The organism is Alcanivorax sp. HI0083 (genome assembly GCF_001635175.1).
Genome location: NZ_LWFX01001573.1, coordinates 1 through 1,214, shown reverse-complemented (window position 1 = coordinate 1,214; position 1,214 = coordinate 1). Strand labels below are relative to the sequence as shown.

Annotated in this window: 1 protein-coding gene; it reads right to left on the bottom strand. The window is 63.7% G+C overall.

The genetic code is table 11. The features are described 5' to 3' along the window. The coding region (gene rsxC, locus A3754_RS23450; RefSeq protein WP_082904822.1) for an electron transport complex subunit RsxC at positions 1 to 1,214 on the bottom strand (1,214 nt) is incomplete at both ends.

Genomic DNA, 1,214 nt, shown 5'->3' with positions numbered 1-1,214 from the left:
GGACCAACTTAAGGCCACGGCTTTAAGTTGGTCCGCCTCGGCTTTCAGTTCAGCCAGATTATCGGCGCCTTCCGCCTCGGCGATCTTGGCCGCTTTCACCGCAGCTTTGTAGGCTTTGGAGGCGTCCAGTGAGGCTTGCTTCAGCGCGGCCACATCAACAGTACTGGCGGCGGCCGGGCCGGCTTCCTTCTTCTTGCGGTTGGCTTCCAGGCGCGCCTGTCGGCGGGCTTCTTTTTCCGCCTGTTCCTGTTCAATGCGTGCCTGCCGCGCTTCGAAGCGCTGGCGGGCCTTGTCGGCTTTTACCTGGTCCGCCGCCTGCTGGCGTACTTCGCCCTTGGCGTAGCGGTAATACTGCACCAGCGGAATATGGCTGGGGCACACGTACGCACAGGCACCGCATTCGATGCAATCCATCAGGTTGTGGTGCTGGGCTTTTTCCAGATCGTCGTTCTTGGCGTGCCAGTACAGTTGCTGGGGCAGCAGGTTGGCCGGGCACACTTCCGCGCAGGAACCGCAGCGGATGCAGGGCTGTTCCGGCGGCGGTTCCGGCAGCTCTTCCGGGCTGGCGGCGATGATGCAGTTGGTGGTTTTCACCACGGGCACGCCCGGGTTGTGCAGGGTGAAGCCCATCATCGGTCCACCCATGACCAGTCGGCCGATGTCCAGGCCCGCCAGGTTGCCGTGGGCCAGCAAGTCGCGCACCGGAGTGCCCAGCAGCACCTCGTAGTTACCGGGCTGGCTGACGCCGTCGCCGGTGAGGGTGGTGACCCGCGAGACCAGCGGTTCGCCATCGCATACGGCCCGCTTGATGGCATAGGCGGTGCCCACGTTCTGGCAGACCACGCCCACCTGGGCGGGCAGCTGGCCGCTGGCCACTTCCTTGCCGGTGAGCAACTGGATCAGCTGTTTCTCGCCGCCGGAGGGGTATTTGGTGGGCACCACACGCACTTCGATATCGGAGCCTTTGCAGGCCCGTTTGATCGCGGAAATGGCCTCGGGCTTGTTGTCTTCGATACCGATCAGGGTGCGGCGGGGGTTGAGCAGGTACTGGAGAATATGAATGCCGGTGACGATTTGCTCGGCACGCTCACGCATCAGGCGATCATCGGCGGTGATGTAGGGCTCGCATTCCACCGCATTGATCAGCAGCTGCTCCACGCGCTGATGGTCGCCCAGGTTCACCTTGATGCTGGTGGGGAAGCCAGCGCCGCCCA